This is a genomic window from Povalibacter sp. (assembly GCF_036520495.1).
Classification (GTDB): domain Bacteria; phylum Pseudomonadota; class Gammaproteobacteria; order Steroidobacterales; family Steroidobacteraceae; genus Steroidobacter.
Genome location: NZ_DATDJO010000041.1, coordinates 41,369 through 58,383 on the forward strand (window position 1 = coordinate 41,369; position 17,015 = coordinate 58,383).

Sequence of the window (17,015 nt, forward strand, 5' to 3'; positions counted from 1 at the left end):
AGCAGTGATCAGTAAGGACTGTGCATGACGATTTCCACGACGAGAACGCGGCGCAAAGGCGGGCTGCGCACGGCCGGCCCGTTGCTGTGCGTACTGGCGATGACTCTCACCTGGTCGTCGGGCCAGACCCAGCAGCAGCAGGCGCAGCAACAGCAACAGGCGCAGACCATCACGCCGAATTTCAAGGACGCCGATCTCGCGCTGGTCGTGCAGGCAGTGCAGTCCATCACGGGCAAGACCTTCATCATCGATCCGCGCGTGCGCGCGCAGGTCACGATCCTTTCGTCCACGCCGATGAGCGCGGATGCGTTCTACAACGCCTTCCTGTCGGTGCTGCAGGTGCATGACTTCGTCGCAGTACCGTCCGGCAACGTCGTGAAGATCGTCCCGGCGCAGAATTCGCGCTGGATGCCGGGCAACGATCTGCCGAACCAGGTCAGTCCGTCGTCGGACGAGATCGTCACGCAGGTGATCCAGGTCAAGAACGTGAATGCCGCAAACCTGGTCCCTGCCTTGCGGCCACTGCTGCCGCAGGGTGCACACTTCGTGGCGCATCAGAGTTCGAACACGCTGATCATTTCCGACCGCGCCTCGAACGTGAACCGCATGATGCGCATCATCCAGCGCATCGACCAGGCCGGTGACGAAGAGGTCGAGATCATCCGCCTGGAAAACGCCAGCGCCGCGGAGATAGTCCGGGTCGTCAACACTCTGTATTCGGCCGCCGGCCCGCAGCAGGAAGCCGGTGTGGCGTCCACGAAGGTGGTCGCCGACGACCGCACCAACAGCGTCCTGCTGTCCGGTGAAAAGAATCGGCGCCTGCAGCTGCGCGCCCTGATCGCCCATCTCGACACGCCGCTCGAAGCTGGCGGTGATACGCAGGTGCGCTACCTGCGCTATGCCGATGCCGAATCCATCGCAGGAAAGCTCAAGGAACAGATCACCGGTATCGTCCAGGCAACTCCCGGCGGAGCTCCCGCGGCGTCCCCGGGCAGCGCCTCTGCCGGAGCCGACCGCAGCGTCTCGATCTGGTCGGACACGCAGAACAATGCACTGATCGTCACGGCGCCGCCGAAGATCATGCGTTCGATCATGTCGGTGGTGGACAAGCTCGACATTCGGCGCCCGCAGGTGCTTATCGAAGCCATCCTCGTGGAAATCAGCGCCACCAAGGCATCGGAACTGGGCGTCAACTGGGCCATCGCCAATACCGACTCCAACAGCACGGTGCCGATCGGCACGTGGAATCAGCCGGTCGGCAACGCCAGTATCGGCAGCATTGCCGCCGCCATCGACAATCCGGCGTTGCTGGCGAGCACGGGGCTGCCAACGGGCCTCACGCTAGGCGCCGGGCGATTCCTCGACAACGGCACCAACTTCGCCGTCATCCTGCGCGCGCTGCGCGGCGACGGTAACTCCAACATCCTGCAGACGCCGTCCATCACGACCCTCGATAACGAGGAAGCCGAAATCAAGGTGGCGCAGGAAGTGCCGTTCGTCACCGGCCAGTTCACCAGCACCGGCAGCGGCAGCAACAACGGCTCCGTGAATCCCTTCCAGACCATTCAGCGCGAGGAAGTGGGCACGATTCTCAAGATCACACCGCAGATCAACGAAGGCGACTCGGTGACGCTGAAGATCGAACAGGAATCGTCCGATCTCGCGCCTGGGGCGACAGCTTCGTCGGGTGCGGTCGACCTGATTACCAACAAGCGCACCATCAACACCAAGGTGATGGTGGAAGACGGCGGCATCATCGTGCTGGGCGGCTTGATTCGCGATGCAGCCATCGAGAGCGAAAGCCGCGTGCCGGTGCTGGGCGCCATTCCCATCATCGGCGAGTTGTTCAGGACCCGATCGGGCAGCAAGGAAAAGCGCAACCTGATGGTCTTCATCCGCCCCACCATCCTGCGTGATGGCGTGAAAGCAGCGATCGAGACCAATGCGAAGTACAACGTCATGCGCAACCAGCAGCTGGAGCGTCGTGGCGGTAAAGTGAACCTGCTGCCGGGCGAGCGTCAGCCGCTCCTGCCGCCGATCGAAGAACTCTCGCGTTATGCGGATCCCACCGCAGGCGCGGGCCCTCCGCCAGCGAACACTGACGAGACACAGGCGCAACCACCGCTGCAGACGGCGCCGCTACCGGCCGCACCGCCTCCGGAAACGGTTCCGCCGCCCACCAATCCCTGAGATCAGTGCCGGAGGCGGCCGCCCGCCTCCGACTGCAGGAGCAATACCATGAGCGCCGACGTCGATCTGTCGCTAGCTGCGGAGCCCGTGGTTCCGGCAGCGAGCGTGCCTGCTGCGAACGCCCCGCTGTCCTTTACCTTCTGCAAACGGCACGGCGTACTCGTTCAGTCGATTGAAGACGGCGTGGCCGATGCGGTCTATCGCACGGGCGCACAGCCATCGAGCATCGCCGAAGTGCGACGCGTGCTGGGCATTCCATTGCAACTGCGCCGGGTCGACAGCGATCAGTTCGATGCGCTGCTGCGCAAGCGTTATGAAGGCGGCACGACGGCCATGCAGATGGTCGAGGGCTTCGAGGACAACACTGACCTCGCCCACCTCGCCCAGGACCTTCCAGAGCCCTCCGATCTGCTCGAAAGCGACGATCACGCGCCGATCATCAAGCTGATCAACGCCATCCTCACGCAGGCCGTGAAGGACAATGCGTCGGACATTCACATCGAACCGTTCGAGAACCGCCTGGTCGTGCGTTTCCGGGTTGACGGCGTATTGCGCGAAGCGCTGCAGTCCCGCCGCGCCGTGGCGCCGCTGGTCGTTTCCCGCATCAAGGTGATGTCGAAGCTCGACATCGCCGAGAAACGCCTGCCCCAGGACGGACGCATCTCGTTGCGTGTCGCGGGCCGTGCCGTCGACGTCCGCGTCTCGACCATCCCGGCCGGTCACGGCGAACGCGTCGTGCTGCGTCTGCTCGACAAACAGGCGGGCCGGCTCGAACTGAATTCGCTGGGGATGGACCCGCGCACCCAGAAGTTGATGGATGAGTTGATCCACAAGCCGCACGGCATCCTGCTGGTGACGGGACCGACCGGCTCGGGCAAGACCACGACGCTGTATTCCTCGCTGGAACGCATCAACGACAACACGCGCAACATCATGACGGTCGAGGACCCCATTGAGTACTACATCGATGGCATCGGCCAGACACAGGTGAACACGAAGGTCGAGATGACCTTCGCCCGCGGCCTGCGCGCCATCCTGCGTCAGGACCCGGACGTCGTGATGGTCGGCGAAATCCGCGACCTCGAAACGGCGCACATCGCCGTGCAGGCATCGCTCACCGGCCATCTGGTGTTGTCGACGCTGCACACGAACACCGCCGTCGGCGCCGTCACGCGCTTGCGCGACATGGGTGTCGAGCCGTTCCTGCTGTCCTCGAGTCTGGTCGGCGTGCTGGCGCAGCGGCTGGTCCGCGTGCTGAATCCCGAGACCAAGGAAGCCTATACGGCCGGCGAGTACGAACGACGCCTGCTGAACATCCCCGATAGCGCGCCCTCGCCCACGCTTTACCGGCCGGGCGTCGAGACCTCCGTGGGATTCAAGGGCCGCACCGGTATCTACGAACTGGTCGTCATCGACGATGCCATGCGCACCATGATTCACGACGGCGCCAGCGAGCAGGAAATGGAGCGCCATGCCCGGACGCTGACGCCGAGCATTCGCGACGATGGCCGCGCCAAGATCACGTCCGGCGTCACGACCATCGAGGAAGTGCTGCGGGTAACGAGAGAAGACTAGGAAGGCGCTAGGTGCTCGGTGCTAGGTTGGAACGGGATGATGAGTTGGCGGTGATATATGACTTGCTCGAAGACGTTTTCCATTCTCGCTTCTCCTCACCTAGAGCCTAGGGCCTAGGGCCTTTCCCATGAGCGCCTTCGAATACACCGCCGTCGATACTGCCGGACGCGAGCGCAAGGGCACTCTCGAAGGCGACACTGCGCGGCAGGTCCGCCAGTTGCTACGCGATCAGGCGCTGCTGCCGCTGACGGTTACGGAAGTCGCACAACAGGAACGCAGGCAGCTGCACCCGAAACTTGGAACGGTGCGACGTGGCGTCTCCGCCGCCGATCTGTCGTTGTTGACCCGGCAATTGGCGACACTGGTCCAGTCCGGCCTGCCCCTCGATGAAGCGCTGCAGGCCGTCGGCGAACAGACCGAGAAGCCGCGCATCCGTAGCGTCATTCTCGGTGTTCGCGCCAAGGTTCTCGAAGGTCACTCGCTTGCGGACGGCCTGTCGGACTTCCCGCGCGTGTTCCCGGAAATCTACCGGGCCACGGTCGCGGCCGGCGAACAGTCAGGCCACCTGGACACGGTGCTCGAACGACTTTCCGACTACACCGAAAGCCGTGAGCAGCTGCGCAGCCGCACGATGAACGCCATGCTCTATCCGGTGCTGCTGTTCGTTGTCTGCACCAGTATCGTCTTCCTCCTGCTGACGTTCGTCGTCCCGAAGATCGTCAAGCAGTTCGAAAACTCGAAGGCAGCACTGCCCGTCCTCACGGAAATCCTCATCACGGTCTCCGACTTCGCCCGCGACTGGGGTTGGCTGGTGATCCTGTGCCTGGGCCTCGGCGCGTGGCTCTTCAATCGCTGGTTGCGGAATCCCGCAGCCCGTCAGCGCTATCACGCCTTCCTGTTACGCGTACCATTGATCGGCAAGGTCGTGCGCGGCAACAACACGGCGCGCTTCGCCCGCACCCTGGCCACGCTGACCTCCAGCGCCGTGCCAGTGCTCGAAGCGCTGCGCATTTCCGGCGAAGTGGTCACCAATCTGCCGATGCGCAACGCGGTGCAGGAAGCCGCAGCGCGGGTGCGGGAAGGCGCAGCCATCGGGCGCTCGCTGGGCGCAACCAAGATGTTTCCGCCGATGATGATCCACCTCATCTCCAGCGGCGAGACCAGCGGCGAACTCGAGACCATGCTCGATCGCGCGGCGACCAACCAGGAGCGCGAAATGGAAGCCATCCTTGGCACGTTCGTCGGGTTGCTCGGCCCGCTGATGATTCTCGTCATGGGCGGATTCGTGCTGTTGATCGTGCTGGCCATGCTGCTGCCGATTTTCGAACTCAATCAGCTCATTGCCTGATCGCCCCTGGCGATTTCGCGGCGCTGGCGGCGCTGCGATGCGTTACCGATGCGTTACCGAGTCACTGGCCTGCGTGTTGCTTGAAAATCACTCTTGCAGGGGTGCCCGCATTCCATTTATATATTTCCGCATTCTCTTCAATCTCCACTTGCGGTTCTAACATCGACTGCCATCGGTGCTACGAATGATCGAGAAGCCGGAAGATGAGTTCGACGATGACGAAGACGACGCCGTAGTCGATACGGATGATGCCGGTCTGGATCATCTGCTGGACGATTTGGACAAGCGCAAGAAGAGCACGCCCAAAGTCGGCGAGCCGGCGCTGCGCCGCCTCGAACGGCGCCGCGAAGAACTGGAAACCGCTGCGCAGCTTTCCGATCTGGACGACTACGACATCGACGAACCTGGCGCCGTACGGCGACGGCGGAAGAGCTAAGGCGGCCAACTGGCCAACTGGCCAGATTAAAGACAGGGTCTCTGCTTCATTCTGGCCGGCAGACCAGTGAGCCAGTTGGCCGGTTGGCCGCCTCTCACTTCTTCAACGCCTTCGCAAACGCCTCGGCCATGAGCCCGCTGCCTGGCGGCGGCGGCTGCTCACGTTGCTGCTGCGGACGACTGGACGGCGGCCGGACGTTCGGGCGACCTCCACCAGCCGATTCGCCGGGGCGCGGCCGTGGCGCCGCCTCATCCAGCTTCATGGTCAGCGCGACGCGCTTGCGCTGCACGTCGACCTCCAGCACCTTCACCTTCACCACGTCGCCGGCCTTCACGACCTCGCGCGGATCCTTGATGAATTTGTGCGACATCATGGAGATGTGCACCAGACCGTCCTGATGGACGCCGATGTCGACGAAGGCGCCGAAATTCGTCACGTTCGTGACCACGCCTTCCAGGAGCATGCCCGGCTCCAGATGCTTGAGTTCCTCGACGCCGTCCTTGAACGAAGCGGTCTTGAATTCCGGACGCGGATCGCGACCCGGCTTCTCCAGTTCGCGCAGGATGTCCTGCACCGTAGGCAGACCGAATTTCTCGTCGGTGAATCGGGCTGCATCCAGGCGGCGGACGAGCGATGCATCGCTCAGCACGTCCTGCATCGGCCGCTTGAGATCGGCCAGGATGCGCTCGACTACCGGATAGGCCTCCGGATGCACCGATGAGGCATCGAGTGGATTGTCGCCGCCCACGATGCGCAGGAAGCCTGCGGCCTGCTCGAATGCCTTCGGCCCCAGACGCGGCACCTTCTTCAGGTCGCTGCGATTGCCGAAAGCACCGTGCTCGTTGCGGTGCTTCACGACGTTCTCGGCAAGCGAGGCCGTCAGGCCCGACACTCGCGCCAGCAGCGCCGGCGACGCCATGTTCACGTCGACACCAACGGCGTTCACGCAGTCCTCGACGATGCCATCGAGCGAACGCGCCAGGCGGGTCTGGTTGACGTCGTGCTGGTACTGGCCGACGCCGATGGACTTCGGATCGATCTTGACCAGTTCGGCCAGCGGATCCTGCAATCGCCGCGCAATCGAGACTGCGCCGCGCAAGGAAACGTCGAGATCCGGCAACTCCTTGGAGGCCAGCTCCGACGCGGAATAGACGGACGCGCCCGCCTCGGACACCACCACTTTGGTAATGCGCAGGTCCGGCAGCCGCTTGATCAGCTCCGCGGCCAGACGATCGGTCTCGCGCGAGGCTGTGCCGTTACCGATGCCGACCAGCTCAATCTGATGCTTCTTGATGAGCACGGCGAGCGTATGCAGCGTGCCTTCGATGTCGTTGCGCGGTGGAAACGGGTAGACCGTTGCGGTCTCCAGCACCTTGCCGGTGCGATCCACCAGCGCCACTTTCACGCCGGTGCGAATGCCGGGATCGAGGCCCATCGTCACGCGCGCGCCCGCGGGCGCTGCGAGCAACAGGTCCTTGAGATTGCTGCCGAAGACCCGGATGGCTTCTTCTTCCGCCTGCTCGCGCAAGGCGGTGAACAACTCCGCTTCCAGCTGCCAGGCCACCTTGACCTGCCAGGTCCAGCGCACGGTTTCCTTCAGCCACGTATCGGCGGCGCGTCCCTGATCGGCGATCCGATAGCGCGCTGCAATCTTCAGTTCGCAGGTATTTGGTGTGGCCGTAGCGGGCTGCGCCTTCTGCGCAGGTTCCAGTTCTTCCGGCAACTTCAGCGCCAGCCGCACGATCTCCTCGGTGCGGCTGCGAAACAGCGCGAGCGCACGGTGTGAAGGAATGGCCTTGATCGGCTCGCTGTAGTCGAAGTAGTCGCGGAACTTGGCGCCGGCCTCCTCCTTGCCCTCGACCACCTTCGAGACCATGACGGCATTGTCCTGCAGCCACAGGCGCAACGAACCGATGAGTTCCGCATCTTCGGCGAACTTCTCGATCAGGATCTGGCGCGCGCCGTCCAGTGCGGCTTTCACGTCGGGGACGCCTGGGTTGTCGCCGTTGTCGGTGGTGAACGGCTCTTTCAGATATTTCGCAGCTTCGACGGCAGGCGTCAGCGTCGGATCGCCGAGCAGCGCCTCGGCCAACGGCTCGAGCCCCGCCTCCCGCGCGATCTGCGCCTTGGTGCGGCGTTTCGGCTTGTAGGGAAGATAAAGGTCTTCGAGACGCTGCTTGCTGTCCGCCGCTTCGATGCTGGCTCGCAGCTCGGGCGTCAGCTTCTTCTGTTCGTCGATGCTCTTCAGGATCGTGGTGCGGCGTTCCTCGAGTTCGCGCAGATAGCTCAGGCGCTCATTCAGCGTACGCAGCTGCGTATCGTCCAGTCCGCCCGTCACTTCCTTGCGATAGCGGGCAATGAACGGCACGGTCGCACCCCCGTCGATCAGAGCGACGGCGGCAGCAACCTGTACAGGTTTGACGGAGAGTTCAGCGGCAATGCGCGATTCGATGGAAGGCAACATGAATACGTCGGTCGGCACTGGCAGTTACGAGGGACGCGAACTATGCAGAACGCATCCCCGGGCAACAAGACTTGCCAAACCACGGCGATAGTGTTGGCGATCAGCCCGTGGCCAGTTCGCTGATCGCCTGCAGCAGTGCTTCGGTGTCCACTGGCTTGCTCAGAAACCGGCAACGCGGGATCGGGGTTTTCTGCACGCGCAGCACCGATGGCAGATCGCCACTCAGAACGACCGCCGGTATTTCCACGCCGCGACGCTGCCGCACGCCGCTGACAAGTTCGAGGCCGGTCCGGCTGCCCTCGAGGTGATAGTCGACGACCAGCAGTTCATCGCCGCGCATCGACTCCAGCAATTGTTGCGCCTCGCCTGCCGAGCCCGCGCTCGTCACTTCAAAGCCCTCGAGCTGCAGGAACAGCTCGGTGGCGACCCGCACGCCCTCATTGTCCTCGATCAGGATCAGACGCGGCCGCGACGCGCTGCGCGCCGCATGCCGTGCCGCCTGCGGGTCGGCGACCGCATCGCGGGCCACCAGCATGTCGCGGGGAATGCTTACCCGCACCCGTGTGCCGACACCCACTTGCGAATACACGGCCACGGTGTAACCGAGCAGGCGCGACACTTCGCGCACGATGGCGAGTCCGAGACCTACTCCCGCGCGACGCGTGCCGCTGGAATCGACCTGGTAGTACTCGTCGAAAATATGCTCGACCTTCTCCTGCGGGATGCCAATGCCGGTGTCTTCGATATCCAGGTGCAGAGCGTCGGATTGCAGCGTGCCGGTAAGCGACACGCTGCCCCGGTCCGTGTACTTCAAGGCATTGCCGAGCAGGTTTTCGAGCAGTTGCGTGAACAGCGTGCGATCCGTGCGCAGCCCCACGTTTTCCGCAGTGACATAGAGCGAGATGCCCCGCGCACGCACGATGGGTTCGAATTGCTGCCGCAGTTCGTCCAGCAGATCGTCCAGGCGGACATCGACGAGTTGCAGCTCGATGGCGCCGGATTCCAGGCGACTGACATCCAGCAGGCCGTTGAGCAGGCGGGTCATGCTATCGATCGCCTGCTCCTGACGTCGCAACAGCGCGCCGACGTCCGTGTCATTCACCATGCGCAGCATCGACGCATTCAGCAGCCGCACGGTTTGCAGGGGCTGCCGCAGATCGTGGCTGGCTGAGGCAAGAAAGCGGCTCTTGGCGCGATTGGCGCGATCCGCTTCCTCGCGAGCCAGCACCAGCGCTGCGTTGATGCGGCGGCGCTCGGTCATGTCGCGAATGGCCGCAGCGACGAGCAGGGATTCGCCAACGTGAAAGTGCGCGAGACGGATCGCCGCGGGGAATTCGGAGCCGTCGGCCCGTTGCGCGGCAAGGTCTGCGACCGTCACACCCATCTCACGATTGCGCGGCGCACGCAGGAAGTTTGCGACATATGAGCCGTGGCGCTGCCTGAGACGCTCCGGCACGAGTACTTCGATCGGCTTGCCGGTGAGATCCCCCGGCTCGTAACCCAGCAGATCCCGCACCGTCTCGTTGGCGAAGCGGATGATGCCGCCGGCATCCACCACGACCAGCGCATCCGGCGAATAACGCAGCAACTGGCGCGTGATTTCATCGGCTTCGCTCATGGTCTACATTGTTGCACGGCAGTGACCGCCGGGTCGCCGCCACCAGGCAAGCCGCCATGAAGCACATTAAGGGGCAGGCGCAACCAGATGCGGGGATGTCGCGGGTGCGCGTTGTCCTGGGCTACGGCAGGCTGGGCTCGCACACTGCGTCACGGACACACCATGAATCGACTGACCAAACCCGTTCGCAGCCCGGACAGCCTCGCGCGGCCCATGTTCGAACGCCTGCTGGAAATCACCCGTGCCTCCGCGCTGGAGGAACTGGCGAGCGGCATGGCGCATGAGATCAATCAACCCCTGGGCGCCATCACGACCTTCGCGCAGGCCGGCCAGCGCATGCTCGATCGCGACGACCCGATGCTGCCGCAGGCGATCGATGTGCTGCGGCAGATCAGCGCGCAGGCCATGACGGCCGCCGAAGGCATTCGCCGGATGCGACGACTGGTGAATCGCGATACCCGTGAAAAATCCTTCCACGCTCTCGGCGACCTGATCTACGAGTTGTTTCCACTGCTCGATACGCTGGCACAGCGCGCCGGTTGCCAGTTCGATGTGCAGGTCGCCTCCGATCTCCCGCACGTCCAGGTGGATGCGCTGCGGATTCAGCACGTCATTTTCACCCTGGCGCAGAACGCCATCGAAGCCGCCGGCGCGGACGATGCGACGAAGAGGAAGCCCGCCGTGAGCCTGAACGTCACGTCGGACCGCTACAACATCGAAATTGCCGTCAGCGATTCCGGACCCGGCGTGCCGCTGACGGCGCGCGATCAGATCTTCCGCCCGTTCTTCACGACCAAGACGCAGGGCACCGGCCTGGGCCTGGCCTCCAGCCGGGCCATCGTCGAGGCTCACGAAGGGGCGATCGGCTTCGAAGACATCGCCACCGGCGGCGCCCGCTTCTGGATCCGGCTGCCGCTGCATCCCACGGCATAGGGTTTGTCGGGCCGCCCGGATCTGCGATCCTGTCCGCATGAGAGACAGCAAGAAGACCGTCCCGCTCGTCCAGGTCGTCGATGACGATGAGGGCATGCGCCGCGCACTGGAAGCATTGCTGGCCACCATCGGTCATGCCACCGCGACCTTCGCGCGGCCGGCAGATTTTCTGCAGCAGCACGATCCCACCCGCCCCGGTTGCCTGATTCTCGACATCCGCATGCCGCAGATGAGCGGCCTCGAAGTCCAGCAGCAGCTGAACCTGCGCGGCTCGATGCTGCCGGTCATCATGATCACGGGACACGGCGACGTGCCCATGGCCGTGCAGGCCATGAAACACGGCGCGTTCGACTTCCTGGAAAAGCCCTTCCGCGATCAGGATCTGCTCGACCGCATCAACGCCGCATTGAAACTCGATGCGGAGAATCGCGAGGTCATCGAGCGTCATGCCGACATCCGGCGCCGTTTCGAATCGCTGACGCCGCGTGAGCAGGATGTCATCAAGCTGGTCGTCGACGGTCGCGCCAACAAAGTCATCGCCATCGATCTCGGCCTGAGCGAACGCACGATCGAAATCCATCGCGCCAACGTCATGGAAAAAATGGGCGCCCGCTCCATCGCGCATCTGGTGAAGATGCATCTGATGCTCACTGGCGAGAACGGCTAGTTTCCTGCGATTTCACGCGGACAAAGAAAGAATGTCCACGGGGTAACTCGGGGCGAGAAAAGCACAGAACATTCTTCTCCCCGCGTACCCCGTGGAGACCTTCCCTTCTGCTCCAGCGCTGGCAGACGCAGCGGCTACGGACTTCCCCTTAAGTGAATGGCCGCGGCAAGCGGCTGCCGAGAGCTCGTTTTTGTGCGCTGCGCGTCGCAGATTTCACTGCGCGCGGGCGCGCAACGATGCGCATCACAGGACTTCCTCGCCGGACTTCTCGGACTCCCCTTAATGGGCGCCGCGCCTGGCCCCTGTACCTTGCCGCCGCCGCGCAAGACACACAGCCATGCCCAAATCAGAAACGTACAACGACCACATCGTTCGCCTGTTCCTGCTCGCCGCTGCCGTCTGGGGCATCGTCGGCATGGCTATCGGAGTTCTCGCCGCCGCGCAGATGGCGTGGCCCGCGCTGAATTTCGATGTGCCGTGGCTGACCTTCAGCCGCATCCGCGCCAATCACACCTTCGGCGTGATCTTCGCCTTCGGCGGCTCTGCCCTGATGGGCACCTGCTACTACGTCGTGCAGCGCACGGGTCACACGCGGCTCGCGCTCGGCAAACTCGCCATGTTCACGTTCTGGGGCTGGCAGCTCGCACTGTTTCTTGCCATGGCGACCATGCCGTTCGGCATCACGCAGAGCAAGGAATACGCCGAGCCCGAGTGGTTCATCGATCTGTTGATCGCCGTGGTGTGGGTCTCGTTCGGTGTCGTGTTCTTCGCGACGCTGGCAAAACGGCGCATCCGGCACATCTACGTCGCCAACTGGTACTACGGCGCCTTCATCATCGCGGTCGGTCTGCTGCACGTCGTCAACAACCTCGCGGTGCCCGTGTCGCTGACCAAGTCCTATCCGATCTACTCGGGCGTGGTCGATGCGATGGTGCAGTGGTGGTACGGCCACAACGCTGTCGCGTTCTTCCTCACGGCCGGCTTCCTGGGAATGATGTACTACTTCGTGCCGCGCCAGGCGCAGCAGCCGCTGTGGAGTTATCGCTTCTCCATCGTGAACTTCTGGGCGCTGATCTCCGTGTACATGTGGGCGGGCTCGCACCATCTGCTGTACAGCGCGCTGCCGGACTGGGTGCAGTCGGTGGGCATGGCGTTCTCGCTGGTGTTGCTGATGCCGAGCCTGGGCTCCGCCGCCAACGGCCTGCTGACGTTCAACGGATCCTGGGACAAGGTGCGCGTCGATCCGGCCGCGAAGTTCATGGTGCTGGCGCTGGTGTTCTATGCCGCATCGACCTTCGAAGGCTCGATGATGGCGATCAAGTCGGTCAACTCGCTCTCGCATTACACCAACTGGACCGTCGCGCACGTGCACTCCGGCTCCATTGGCTGGGTGGCGATGATCACGATCGGCTCGCTGTACGCGATGGCACCCCGTGCGCTGGATCGCCCGGCGATGCATTCGCTCAGCGCGATGAATCTGCACTTCTGGCTGCATACGGCGGGACTTGCGGTGTACGTGCTGTCGATGTGGGCCGCAGGCGTGACCGAAGGTGTGATGTGGCGCGCGACCAATCCCGATGGTTCGCTGACCTACAGCTTCCTCGCCAGCCTGATCGCCGTGAAACCGTTCTACGCGATCCGCGTACTGGGCGGCGTGCTGGTGCTCGCCGGCATGGTCGTCATGGCGTGGAACCTGTGGCACACCGCGGCCGATGCGCGCGCCAACAAGATCAAGCCGATCCTGGTTCCCATCCCCGAACCGATCCCCGAACCCGTCGAAGACCAGGTGCCGGCGCCGCTGCCGGCCCACGGATAAGCAATCATGGCGCTGCGTTACAAGCATCTGGAAAAGATCGAGAAGCATGCCGGCCTGCTCGGTGCGCTGATCGCCCTGATGGTGTCGCTCGGCGGTCTCGCCGAGATCACGCCGCTGTTCATCAAGGCGCACACGGTGGAACCCGCACCAGGTTTCAAGCCGTACGACGCGCTGCGGCTGGCAGGCAAGGACGTCTACGTGCGCGAAGGCTGCCACCTCTGTCATTCGCAGATGGTGCGCACGCTGCGCTTCGAGACGCAGCGCTACGGCGACTACTCGGTCGCCAGCGAATCGGTGTACGACCGCCCATTCCAGTGGGGGTCCAAGCGCACCGGTCCGGATCTGGCGCGTGTCGGCGGCAAGTACTCCGATGAATGGCAGCGCCTGCACCTGATCGCGCCGCGCTCGCTCGTGCCCGAGTCGAACATGCCGAACTATCCCTGGCTGGCCAAACGCCCGGTCGACGGCGAAGACATCCAGGCACGCATGCGTGTGCTGCGCCTGCTCGGTGATCCGTACAGCGAGGAAGAGATCACTGCTGCGCCGGCTGCCGTCAAGGACAGGAGCGAGCTCGACGCACTGGTCGCGTATCTGCAGGGCCTCGGCGTCCACAACGTCGCCGCAGCAGCCAGGACGGTGTCGCCATGAGCGCGCTGTGGGGTCACATGATCGGCGTGATCATCGTCGTGCTCACGCTGACGTTCCTCGGCATCTGGATCTGGGCCTGGCTGCCGTATCACCGCAAGAACTTCGATGCGCTGGCGCGTGTGCCGCTGCATGAGGACGAGACACGATGAGCGGCTTCTGGTCGGGCTGGGTCATGTTCCTGGTGGTGTTGAACCTCGGCATCACATTCTTTCTGTTTCTGTGGAGTCAGCGCCTGCAGATTCCGACGCAACCCGACGGTACTACCGGTCACGTCTGGGCGCACGGCGTGTTGCGCGAAAGCGTGCGCAAGCTGCCGCTGTGGTGGGTGCTGTTCTCCGCGAGCATGTTCGTCGTGGGCATCGGCTACCTGGCGCTGTATCCGGGCTTCGGCGGCTACCGCGGCGCGCTGGGCTGGACGTCGATCGATCAATGGCAGCGCGATACCGCGGCGAACAACGCGAAGATCGAAGCGTCGTTGCAACCATTGGGGTCGATGGATATCGGGCAGCTGTCGAAAAATCGGACAGCGCTCACCAGCGGCGAACGGCTGTATCTCGACAATTGCGCGGCCTGCCACGGCACTGCGGCCGGCGGCAATCAGTCGCTGGGTGCACCGAATCTGGTCGATGACGACTGGCTGTACGGTCACGACTCGCTGATGACCAGCATTCTCGACGGACGCAACGGCGTGATGCCGGCCTGGGCTCCGACGCTCGGCCGCGATGGCGTCAATGAGGTGGCGTCGTATGTCTTGAGCCTGAGCGGCGTCAATGCTCCCGCCGACTGGGTGGCCGCCGGAAAGCCGCGCTACGAGATGCTGTGCGTTGCGTGTCACGGCGCCGACGGCCGTGGCAATCCGGCGCTCGGCGCTCCGAATCTGACCGACTCCGTCTGGCTCTATGGCAGGGATTTCGCCAGCGTGAGCGCGAGCATCGCCGAAGGTCGCAGCGGTGTCATGCCCGCCTGGCGAGGTCGTCTTGGTGAAGAGCAGGTGCGCATGATCGCGGCCTGGCTGCACGCGCAAGGACCTACATGAACGACGCGTTGCCCTGGTATCGCGTGCCGGTGTTGTGGCTCGGCATCGCACTCTTCGTCGTCTCGCTCGCCGGCTGCATCGGCATGATCGTGCTGGCGTCGCAGTATCCTGATGAACCCGTGGCAGTCGGCAGCGAACGCCTGCTGAAAATGCCGGCGACGCACCAGCCCTCCTCCCAATGACGACACACGACAATGCATGCTGGCATTGCGCAGAACCCGTGCCCGCAGGCGTTGTCATTCATGCACGCGTTGGCGGCGAGACGCGCGCGATGTGCTGTCACGGCTGCCGCGCCGCCGCTGAGTGGATCGAGCAGATCGGACTCGGCGATTACTACCGTCTGCGCACCCAGTCCGCGCAGAAGCCCGAGTCGTTCAGTGACAGCAACGCCTGGCAGCGACCGGAGATTGCACGTCACGTGATCCGCGATCTTGGCGCCGGACGCCGGGAAACCATGCTGCTGATCGAAGGCGTGCGCTGCTCGGCCTGCGTGTGGCTGATCGAACGTGCGCTCGGCAATCTGCCAGGCGTGACCTCCGTCCAGGTCAATGCCGTCGCCCGGCGCGCACGCGTCGCCTGGAACGACGCCATCGTCGACCTGCCGCGAATCCTCGATCATCTGTCGCGCACGGGTTATCGCGCGTTGCCGCTGGACAAGCAGGCACTCGACGACGTGCGTCGGCGCGAATCGCGCGATGCATTGAAACGTCTGCTGGTTGCCGGCTTCGGCAGCATGCAGGCCATGATGTTCGCAGCGGTTTTGTATCTCGGCGGCGGCGATACGGCGCCCGCCACTCACGAATTGTTCCGCTGGCTCGGCTTCCTGGTCGCGACGCCGGTCGTCTTCTATTCGGCACGGCCCTTCTTTGCGGGCGCGAGGCGTTCGCTCGCAGCACGCCAGCTCGGCATGGATGTCCCCGTGGCTGCAGCGATGGCCATCATCTATGCAGCCAGTCTCATGGAGGCCTGGCGCGGCGGCGTGCACGTCTACTTCGATTCGGTGTCGATGTTCGTGTTCTTCCTGCTCGCCGGGCGCTACATCGAGATGCGCACGCGGCATCGCTCCGGCGACCTCACGGATGCACTCGCGCGGCTCACGCCGCCTTTTGCCGAACGTCGCAACGCGGATGGCGCATTGGAGCGCGTCGGCGTACATGAGCTGCAGATCGACGACTGCGTACGTATCAGCGAAGGCGGCCTCGTTCCTGCCGACGGTACGCTGCTGGCGCAGACCTGCCGTGTCGACGAAGCCTTGCTGAGCGGCGAATCCGCACCCGTCGCGAAACAGCGCGGCGACCTGCTGATCGCGGGCAGCGTACTGATCGATGGGCCGGTGGATCTGCGCGTCACACGGATCGGCGCCGATACGACATTGGCGGGCATCGCGGCGCTGGTCGATCGCGCTCAGGCGCAACGACCGCAGCTCGCTCGCGCCGGAGAACGTGCGGCGGGTCGCCTCATCGCACGCGTTCTGACCATGACAGTGCTCACCGCGCTGGTATGGACCGTGATCGATCCGTCACGTGCCTTCGCCGCAGCACTGGCCGTACTGGTCGTGTCGTGCCCCTGTGCGTTCGCGCTGGCTGTGCCCGCGGCAATCACGCGTGCGCTCGCCGTATTGGCCCGCCGCGGCGTGCTGGTCGTCAAGCCCGATGCAATTGAGGCGCTGGCCGCGGCGACGCACGTCGTATTCGACAAGACCGGCACCCTGACAGAACCGCAACTGGCGCTGGCAGGCGTGCAGACCTTCGGCATTTCACGTGACGAGGCACTGCCGCTCGCCGCAGCGCTGGCTCGGGAAAGTCGCCATCCAGCGGCTCGCGCTATTGCAGCGGCTTGTTCCCAGGACACGGACGCCGCCAGCGATGTCGCGTCGCTGACTGGATTCGGCATCAGCGGCACCGTCGCAGGCCGCAAGCTCCGACTCGGCCGCGCCGATTTCGCACTCGCAGGCAAACATCATCGAGTGGTGCACGACGACTGCGTGGTGCTGGCCGATGACACGGGGATCATTGCCGCCTTTCGTCTCGATGAACGCCTGCGACCCGGCGCGCGCGGCACCGTCGATGCCCTCAAGGCGCAGGGGTTGCAAGTCCTCATCGCCAGCGGCGATGCGCATACGAAAGTTGCTGCCATCGCCGGACAGCTCGACGTATCCGAATGGCGGGCGCGGCAGTTGCCGGCTGACAAACTTGCGTGGCTCACCGCACTGCGCAGCGAAGGCGCGCGCGTGATCGTCGTGGGCGATGGCGTGAATGATGCTCCGGTGCTGGCAGGTGCGGAT

General features: G+C 64.1%; 14 protein-coding genes. 12 read left to right on the top strand and 2 right to left on the bottom strand.

Annotated features, from left to right (window positions below; all coding sequences use genetic code 11):
• The first annotated feature begins 24 nt into the window (after positions 1-24).
• From gspD to VIZ63_RS16310, 4 genes are all read left to right on the top strand, one after another.
• Complete coding sequence (gene gspD, locus VIZ63_RS16295) at positions 25-2,190, top strand: type II secretion system secretin GspD (RefSeq protein WP_331610731.1); 2,166 nt, start codon at positions 25-27, stop codon at positions 2,188-2,190.
• A gap of 48 nt (positions 2,191-2,238) precedes the next feature.
• Positions 2,239-3,765, top strand: a complete 1,527-nt coding sequence (gene gspE / locus VIZ63_RS16300; RefSeq protein WP_331610732.1) for a type II secretion system ATPase GspE — start codon at positions 2,239-2,241, stop codon at positions 3,763-3,765.
• A 127-nt stretch (positions 3,766-3,892) separates the two neighbouring features.
• Positions 3,893-5,113 (top strand): type II secretion system inner membrane protein GspF, encoded by a 1,221-nt coding sequence (gene gspF / locus VIZ63_RS16305; RefSeq protein ID WP_331610733.1) that lies wholly within the window; start codon positions 3,893-3,895, stop codon positions 5,111-5,113.
• A 184-nt stretch (positions 5,114-5,297) separates the two neighbouring features.
• Positions 5,298-5,549 carry a hypothetical protein gene (locus VIZ63_RS16310; RefSeq protein WP_331610734.1) on the top strand — a complete coding sequence of 84 codons (252 nt, stop codon included), beginning with the start codon at positions 5,298-5,300 and terminating at the stop codon, positions 5,547-5,549.
• A 94-nt stretch (positions 5,550-5,643) separates the two neighbouring features.
• Here the strand turns inward: VIZ63_RS16310 and VIZ63_RS16315 are convergent, their stop codons facing one another.
• Positions 5,644-8,013 (bottom strand): Tex family protein, encoded by a 2,370-nt coding sequence (locus tag VIZ63_RS16315; protein ID WP_331610735.1) that lies wholly within the window; start codon positions 8,011-8,013, stop codon positions 5,644-5,646.
• A 100-nt stretch (positions 8,014-8,113) separates the two neighbouring features.
• Entirely contained in the window at positions 8,114-9,631 is a 1,518-nt protein-coding gene (locus tag VIZ63_RS16320; protein ID WP_331610736.1) for an ATP-binding protein, read from the bottom strand.
• Between the two features lie 162 nt (positions 9,632-9,793).
• Here VIZ63_RS16320 and VIZ63_RS16325 point away from each other — a divergent pair, with 162 nt between their 5' ends.
• The 8 genes from VIZ63_RS16325 to VIZ63_RS16360 all read left to right on the top strand — a co-directional run.
• Positions 9,794-10,564 carry a HAMP domain-containing sensor histidine kinase gene (locus VIZ63_RS16325; protein ID WP_331610737.1) on the top strand — a complete coding sequence of 257 codons (771 nt, stop codon included), beginning with the start codon at positions 9,794-9,796 and terminating at the stop codon, positions 10,562-10,564.
• A 37-nt stretch (positions 10,565-10,601) separates the two neighbouring features.
• Complete coding sequence (locus tag VIZ63_RS16330) at positions 10,602-11,231, top strand: response regulator transcription factor (protein ID WP_331610738.1); 630 nt, start codon at positions 10,602-10,604, stop codon at positions 11,229-11,231.
• A gap of 337 nt (positions 11,232-11,568) precedes the next feature.
• A complete protein-coding gene (gene ccoN / locus VIZ63_RS16335) occupies positions 11,569-13,047 on the top strand; it encodes a cytochrome-c oxidase, cbb3-type subunit I (protein ID WP_331610739.1) in 1,479 nt (492 codons plus the stop codon).
• Positions 13,048-13,059: 12 nt separating this feature from the next.
• Positions 13,060-13,695: a cytochrome-c oxidase, cbb3-type subunit II gene (ccoO, locus tag VIZ63_RS16340; protein WP_349261208.1), complete on the top strand. Its 636-nt coding sequence runs from the start codon at positions 13,060-13,062 to the stop codon at positions 13,693-13,695.
• Positions 13,692-13,844 (top strand): cbb3-type cytochrome c oxidase subunit 3, encoded by a 153-nt coding sequence (locus VIZ63_RS16345; RefSeq protein ID WP_331610741.1) that lies wholly within the window; start codon positions 13,692-13,694, stop codon positions 13,842-13,844. Before ccoO ends, VIZ63_RS16345 begins: the two co-directional genes overlap by 4 nt.
• Positions 13,841-14,731: a cytochrome-c oxidase, cbb3-type subunit III gene (gene ccoP, locus VIZ63_RS16350; RefSeq protein WP_331610742.1), complete on the top strand. Its 891-nt coding sequence runs from the start codon at positions 13,841-13,843 to the stop codon at positions 14,729-14,731. The genes VIZ63_RS16345 and ccoP overlap by 4 nt, the downstream gene beginning before the upstream one ends.
• Positions 14,728-14,913, top strand: a complete 186-nt coding sequence (locus VIZ63_RS16355) for a hypothetical protein (RefSeq protein WP_331610743.1) — start codon at positions 14,728-14,730, stop codon at positions 14,911-14,913. The genes ccoP and VIZ63_RS16355 overlap by 4 nt, the downstream gene beginning before the upstream one ends.
• On the top strand, positions 14,910-17,015 hold a 2,106-nt coding region (locus VIZ63_RS16360), incomplete at its 3' end, for a heavy metal translocating P-type ATPase (RefSeq protein ID WP_331610744.1). The genes VIZ63_RS16355 and VIZ63_RS16360, both read left to right, overlap by 4 nt.

What these genes read in the sequence shown, in the direction of transcription:
- gspE (WP_331610732.1), top strand. Translation starts at nt 2,239, where the DNA reads ATGAGCGCCGACGTCGATCTGTCGCTAGCTGCGGAGCCCGTGGTTCCG.
- VIZ63_RS16310 (WP_331610734.1), top strand. Translation starts at nt 5,298, where the DNA reads ATGATCGAGAAGCCGGAAGATGAGTTCGACGATGACGAAGACGACGCC.
- ccoP (WP_331610742.1), top strand. Translation starts at nt 13,841, where the DNA reads ATGAGCGGCTTCTGGTCGGGCTGGGTCATGTTCCTGGTGGTGTTGAAC.
- gspD (WP_331610731.1), top strand. Translation starts at nt 25, where the DNA reads ATGACGATTTCCACGACGAGAACGCGGCGCAAAGGCGGGCTGCGCACG.
- VIZ63_RS16345 (WP_331610741.1), top strand. Translation starts at nt 13,692, where the DNA reads ATGAGCGCGCTGTGGGGTCACATGATCGGCGTGATCATCGTCGTGCTC.
- gspF (WP_331610733.1), top strand. Translation starts at nt 3,893, where the DNA reads ATGAGCGCCTTCGAATACACCGCCGTCGATACTGCCGGACGCGAGCGC.
- VIZ63_RS16325 (WP_331610737.1), top strand. Translation starts at nt 9,794, where the DNA reads ATGAATCGACTGACCAAACCCGTTCGCAGCCCGGACAGCCTCGCGCGG.
- ccoN (WP_331610739.1), top strand. Translation starts at nt 11,569, where the DNA reads ATGCCCAAATCAGAAACGTACAACGACCACATCGTTCGCCTGTTCCTG.
- VIZ63_RS16330 (WP_331610738.1), top strand. Translation starts at nt 10,602, where the DNA reads ATGAGAGACAGCAAGAAGACCGTCCCGCTCGTCCAGGTCGTCGATGAC.
- VIZ63_RS16315 (WP_331610735.1), bottom strand. Translation starts at nt 8,013, where the DNA reads ATGTTGCCTTCCATCGAATCGCGCATTGCCGCTGAACTCTCCGTCAAA.
- VIZ63_RS16320 (WP_331610736.1), bottom strand. Translation starts at nt 9,631, where the DNA reads ATGAGCGAAGCCGATGAAATCACGCGCCAGTTGCTGCGTTATTCGCCG.
- VIZ63_RS16355 (WP_331610743.1), top strand. Translation starts at nt 14,728, where the DNA reads ATGAACGACGCGTTGCCCTGGTATCGCGTGCCGGTGTTGTGGCTCGGC.